The 511-nt window shown below is 80.4% G+C and carries 1 pseudogene; it reads left to right on the forward strand.

The features are described from left to right. Positions 1-511: pseudogene (locus tag N866_RS21875) on the forward strand (glycosyltransferase family 2 protein); the annotation flags it as partial.

A 511-nucleotide genomic window follows, 5' to 3' on the forward strand; every position in this document is an offset into this window, starting at 1 on the left:
GCCGGTCCTGCTCCTCGCCGCGCTCCTCGCCGTGCCGGTCCTCCTGGTCGCGGCCCCCGTGCGACGCCGGCTGCTGTGGCTGCCGGTCCCCGCGCTCGTCCTGCACGGCCCGACGGTCGTGGCGGCCGTCGACCGGTGGTCCGCGGGCGGCTGGCGCGCGCTCCTGACGGACCCCGGCGTGCCGCTGCCGTCGACGACCGCGCCGGCCTGGCAGCTCCTGCTCGGGTGGCCGGTCCCGCCGGGTGACGCGGTCGAGGCCACCGGCGTGGGGGTCGCCGCTGCTCCCACCCTGCTGGCCGACGCCCTCGGGTCCTGGCTGCCCGTGCTCCTCCTCGTCGGCTCCGGCGTGCTCGTCGCGGTGGCGCTCACCGCCCTGGCGATCGGTCGCGCGGCGACGCCGGCGCGCGTCGGGTGGCTCCTGGCGGCGCTCGGCACGCTGGCCGGTGTGCTCGCGGCCCGGGTCGAGGTCGCGCGCGCCGACGAGGTCCTCGTGACGGCCTGGCCGGGCCCC

It is taken from the genome of Actinotalea ferrariae CF5-4 (genome assembly GCF_000603945.1).
In the GTDB taxonomy this organism is placed as follows: Bacteria; Actinomycetota; Actinomycetes; order Actinomycetales; family Cellulomonadaceae; genus Actinotalea; species Actinotalea ferrariae.